Annotated in this window: 5 protein-coding genes and 1 pseudogene; 2 read left to right on the top strand and 4 right to left on the bottom strand. The window is 73.8% G+C overall.

Annotation, left to right across the window (positions count from 1 at the left end):
* From BJF79_RS32405 to mraZ, 3 genes are all read right to left on the bottom strand, one after another.
* A partial coding sequence (locus tag BJF79_RS32405) for a hypothetical protein (protein WP_075903169.1) occupies positions 1-694 on the bottom strand: 694 nt, incomplete at its 3' end.
* The gene (gene rsmH / locus BJF79_RS32400; protein WP_075903171.1) at positions 691-1,689 is read right to left on the bottom strand and encodes a 16S rRNA (cytosine(1402)-N(4))-methyltransferase RsmH; all 999 of its coding nucleotides are present in this window, start codon (positions 1,687-1,689) and stop codon (positions 691-693) included. The genes BJF79_RS32405 and rsmH, both read right to left, overlap by 4 nt.
* A 234-nt stretch (positions 1,690-1,923) precedes the next feature.
* Complete coding sequence (gene mraZ / locus BJF79_RS32395; protein WP_075903167.1) at positions 1,924-2,355, bottom strand: division/cell wall cluster transcriptional repressor MraZ; 432 nt, start codon at positions 2,353-2,355, stop codon at positions 1,924-1,926.
* A gap of 519 nt (positions 2,356-2,874) precedes the next feature.
* Here mraZ and BJF79_RS32390 point away from each other — a divergent pair.
* Positions 2,875-3,818 (top strand): annotated as a pseudogene (locus BJF79_RS32390) (AAA family ATPase).
* A gap of 170 nt (positions 3,819-3,988) precedes the next feature.
* Here the strand turns inward: BJF79_RS32390 and BJF79_RS62595 are convergent.
* Positions 3,989-4,309: a hypothetical protein gene (locus tag BJF79_RS62595; RefSeq protein WP_262402864.1), complete on the bottom strand. Its 321-nt coding sequence runs from the start codon at positions 4,307-4,309 to the stop codon at positions 3,989-3,991.
* A gap of 107 nt (positions 4,310-4,416) precedes the next feature.
* Here BJF79_RS62595 and BJF79_RS62590 point away from each other — a divergent pair, with 107 nt between their 5' ends.
* The gene (locus BJF79_RS62590; protein ID WP_262402863.1) at positions 4,417-4,833 is read left to right on the top strand and encodes a DUF58 domain-containing protein; all 417 of its coding nucleotides are present in this window, start codon (positions 4,417-4,419) and stop codon (positions 4,831-4,833) included.
* The last annotated feature ends 2 nt before the right edge of the window (positions 4,834-4,835 follow it).

Raw genomic sequence — 4,835 nt, 5'->3', positions numbered from 1 at the left:
TGGGACGACCGTGCCCGGTACGCCGATGACGCTCGGCGGCGGTGGCCGCGGCGGCGTCCGCGTGCGGCACGGGCCGGATCTCGCCGCCGCTGGTGCGGCCGGTGTCGGTGTCGAAGAAGACCGGGACCTCGTTCGGCTTCATGCCGAGGTTCTCGGCGATCTCCGCGATCTTCTCCGGGGAGCGTGCCTCGGCGTTTTCCACCTCGAGTTCCTGCGCCCGCTCCTCCAGCCGTTCGTTGCTCTGCTGCAGCCCGGTGAGGGTGAAGGCGTCTTTCGCGAGGACGGTGTTGAGCAGCAGGAGGCTGACCAGGGCGCCGCCGAGCAGGCCGACGATGAGCAGGATGAACGGCGTGCGCGGCGGCGACTGCGCGACTCGCCTGGGCGCGGCCTCGACCGTGCTCTTGGGCGCGGTCTTGGGCGTGGCCCTCTTCTTGGGCGTCGTCTTCGGCGGGGCCGTGGTCCCGGTCGCCTTCGCCGGCGCCTTCGGTGCCTTCGTCGTCTTCGTCGTCTTCGTCGTCTTCTTGGCCGCGGGCTTCGCCGGTGCCTTCTTCGCGGGCGCCTTCTTCGCGGCGGGTTTCGCGGCGGTGCCGGACGGCTTCGCGGGTTCGGCCGCGGTCCCGTCGGCCGGCTTGCGGCGGCGGGACGGCTGCCGCTTCGGCGGCGTGCGCGGCGGACGTCTGCTGGTGGTCGTCATGTCGCCTCCCGGACCCGCTCGGCGGCGCGCATCCGCACCGATCCGGCCCTCGGGTTGGTGGTGGTCTCCTCGTCGGACGGCAGTTCGGCACCGCGGGTGAGCAGCCGGAACCTCGGCTCGTGCTCGGGCAGCGGGACCGGCAGGCCCGGCGGGGTGGTGTCGGCCGCCTGCGCGGCGAGGACCTTCTTGGTGATGCGGTCCTCGAGGGAGTGGTAGCTGAGGACGACGACCCGGCCGCCGACCGGGAGCGCGTCCAGGGCGGCGGGCAGCGCCCGCCGCCAGGTCTCCAGTTCGCCGTTCACCTCGATGCGCAGCGCCTGGAAGGTCCGCTTGGCGGGGTTGCCGCCGGTGCGGCGGGTCGCGGCGGGGATCGAGGTGCGCACGAGGTCGGCCAGCCGCCGCGTCGTCTCCAGCGGTTCGCGTTCCCGTTCCCGGACGATCGCGGCGGCGATCCGCTGGGCGAACCGCTCCTCGCCGTACTCGCGCAGGATGCGGGCGAGTTCGGCGGGCGGGTAGTCGTTGACGACTTCGGCCGCGGTGAGCCGCTGTGTGCGGTCCATCCGCATGTCGAGGGGGGCGTCGTAGGAGTAGGCGAAGCCGCGGTCGGCCTCGTCGAGCTGCGGGGAGGAGACGCCGAGGTCGAACAGCACGCTGTGCGCGGCGGGGACGCCGAGGCGGCGCAGCACCCGCGGGATCTCGTCGTAGACGGCGTGCTCCAGGACGACCCGGTCGCCGAAGGGTTCGAGGCGCCGGGCGGATCGCTCCAGCGCGGTGGTGTCGCGGTCCAGGCCGATGAGGCGCAGCCGCGGGTGGGCCCGCAGCATCGCCTCGGCGTGGCCGCCCATGCCGAGGGTGGCGTCGATGTGCACGGGGGTCTCGTCGCGGGGGACGGCGTCGATCGCGGGGGCCGCCAGTTCCAGGACGCGACCGAGCATGACCGGTACGTGACCGGTCTCGGGCGCGTGGTCGCCCTCGTCCATCTTCCAACCCCCCATGTGCTGCCACTGGCTCGCGGTTCTGTGCAGCATCGCCGGTCCGGACCGATGTCCGCCCCCCGGCGGCGGCCTCGCCCGGCCAGGTCCCCATCCGCTGCCCTGGAGGAAGTTCACCGCGTATGAGCGGGGGTCGCCGCCTGGCACCGGGGAAGCTGCGCCAGATGGCTGGAGAGCGGCTGGAGACCTGGCCGAACGCGGGCCAGTGCCGGTCGTCGGACCGACGAGTCGTTCGTCTCAGAGGATCCCTGGCAACACCTCCTCCGAGACATCGGAGAAGACCTGCTCCTCCTGCTCGAGGTAGGTCTCCCAGGATTTGGCGTCCCAGATCTCGAGGCGCGTGTTGGCCCCGATCACGGTGCATTCCTTGGCGAGACCCGCGTAGGTGCGCAGCGGCTGCGGGATGGTGATGCGGCCCTGCTTGTCGGGGATCTCATCGGACGCGCTGGCGAAGAAGACGCGGCTGTAGGCCCGTACCGCCTTCTCGGTGACCGGCGCGGCACGCAGAGCCTCGGTGATGCGCTGGAACTCTGCCATGGGGAAGACGTACAGGCAGCGCTCCTGGCCCTTCGTGATCACCAATCCCCCCGACAGTTCCTCGCGATATTTCGCCGGCAGGAACAGCCGTCCCTTGTCGTCGAGGCGCGGTGAATGGGTGCCGAGGAACACCGGCCCACCTCCCGCGCCGCAAGGGACGCGCCGCCCCCCACGGCGCCCCACTCTACTCCACTCTTCCCCACCGTCAACAACGAAAACCGCTTCGGCGAAACAAGATCGTCGGAGTATGCGCAGGTCAGAACGGGTGGTGCGGAGTGGGGCGCGCGGGGGGCGCTCCGCGGGCCGCCCGCGCGGCGGACGCGGACGGGTCCGGGCGTGCGCCCGGCCGGGGTGCGGACACCGCACCGTGAACCCGTCCGGACCGCCGCGCGGCGGACTCGTGCCCGCCGCGGACATCGCGGTGACGATCGTGACGACGTACTGTCTGTTGGGGTGGCGCGTGGACCGCGGCACCGGCCCGCGGCAAGCGGGGCCGCGTTTTCGGTGCCGGGCCCTGCCGGGCCCGCGGGCCCCGCCCGGGGCGCCCACGCGGCCGGACGGCTGAGGAGGTTTGGTGGCAGTAGGAACGCACGGCGAATCCCCCCGCTCCGCCGCGCGCGGCGAGCCGCCCGCGCGGAGCCCGGGCCGGGGCTGGAGGCCCTGGCGAAGGTCGCGGGCCGGATCAGGGGCGCCGTGGAATCGGTGATCGAGGGCAAGCCCGCGGCGGTGCGGCTCGCGCTCACGGTCCTGCTGGCGGAGGGCCACCTGCTGATCGAGGACGTGCCGGGGGTCGGCAAGACGATGCTCGCCAAGGCCCTCGCCCGGTCGGTGGACTGCTCGGTGCGGCGCGTGCAGTTCACGCCCGACCTGCTGCCGAGCGACATCACGGGGGTCAGCGCCTACAACCAGGAGCTGCGCGAGTTCGAGTTCAAGCCGGGCCCGGTGTTCGCCAACATCGTGGTCGGCGACGAGATCAACCGGGCGTCCCCGAAGACGCAGTCGGCGCTGCTGGAGTGCATGGAGGAGCGGCAGGTCACGGTCGACGGCACCACGTACGGGCTGGAGCCGCCGTTCATGGTGATCTCGACGCAGAACCCGGTCGAGATGGAGGGCACCTACCCGCTGCCGGAGGCGCAGCGCGACCGGTTCACCGCGCGCATCTCGATGGGGTACCCGACCCGGCCGCGGAGCTGGCGATGCTGGACGTGCACGGCCGTTCGTCCCCGCTGGACCGGCTGGTCCCGGTGGCGCACGCGACGGACGTCCGGGAGCTGATCGAGGTGGTGCGGGGCGTCGAGGTGTCGGCGGACGTGCGGCAGTACGTGATCGACCTCATCGCCGCGACCCGGTCGCATCCGGATCTGCGGCTCGGCGCGTCGCCGCGCGCCACGCTGCAGCTGGTGAAGGCGGCGCGGGCGTACGCGGCGCTGGACGAGCGCGACTACGTGATCCCCGACGACGTGCAGGAACTCGCCGTCCCCGTGCTGGCGCACCGGCTGCTGACGACCACGGAGGCGCAGGTGGACGGGCGGCGGTCCGAGCACGTGGTCGCCGACCTGGTGCGCCGCGTGCCGGTTCCCGCCCCCGGGAGGTGAGCGGTGCGCAGAGCGCTGGCCGGCCTCACCACGCGCGGGCGGTCGTTCGTCGCCGCCGGCGCGACCGCGATCGCGTGCGCGTTCGTGCTCGGCGAGCGGGACCTGCTGCGTGCCGGGGTGCTGGTCCTGGTGCTGCCGCTGCTGTGCACGTTCGCGGTGGCGCGCACCCGCTACCGGCTGGCGTGCGCGCGGCGGCTGTCGCCGACGCGGCTGCCGGTGGGCCGCGAGTCCCGGATCGACCTGCGGCTGGAGAACGTGTCGCGGCTGCCGAGCGGGCTGCTGATGGTGGAGGACCGGATCCCGTACGCGCTCGGCGGGCGGGCCCGGTTCCTGATCGACCGGATCGAGCCGCAGGGGTCGCGTGAGCTGCGGTACCGGGTCCGTTCGGACGTGCGGGGCCGGTACCGGGTCGGGCCGCTGACGGTCCGGCTCACCGACCCGTTCGGGATGGTGGAGCTGGTGCGCTCGTTCAGTTCCGCCGACTCCCTCACGGTGACGCCGGAGGTCGTGCCGCTGCGTCCGGGGCGGCTGTCGGGCGCGGTGGACGGGCGGCGGCGACAGCCTCGCGCGGGCGGTCGCGGCGGCGGGCGAGGACGATGTGGCGCCGCGCGACTACCGGCACGGCGACGATCTGCGCCGGGTGCACTGGCGGTCGACCGCGCGGCGCGGCGAGCTGATGGTGCGGCGCGAGGAGCAGCACTGGCAGAGCAGCGGGACCCTGTTCCTGGACACCCGCCGCAACGCGCACTGGGGCGACGGCCCGGGCGGCACGTTCGAGCGGGCGGTGTCGGTGACGGCGTCGATCGGCGTGCATCTGGTGCGGACCGGGATGCGGCTGCGGTACGTGACCGACGTCGGCGAGGAGCTGCCGGCGGCGTCCGCGGACGGCGCGTTCGAGGGGCTGCTGCTGGACGCGCTGGCCATGGTGCGCCGGTCCCCCGGGGACGCGCTGCGGGCGCGGGCGCTCGCGCCGGGCGCGGCGGGCGAAGGCGGCGGCGAGCGCGGCGGCCTGTGATC

The sequence above is a fragment of the Actinomadura sp. CNU-125 genome, from assembly GCF_001942465.1.
Lineage (GTDB): Bacteria > Actinomycetota > Actinomycetes > Streptosporangiales > Streptosporangiaceae > Spirillospora.
This window is presented reverse-complemented; position numbering and strand designations above follow the sequence as displayed.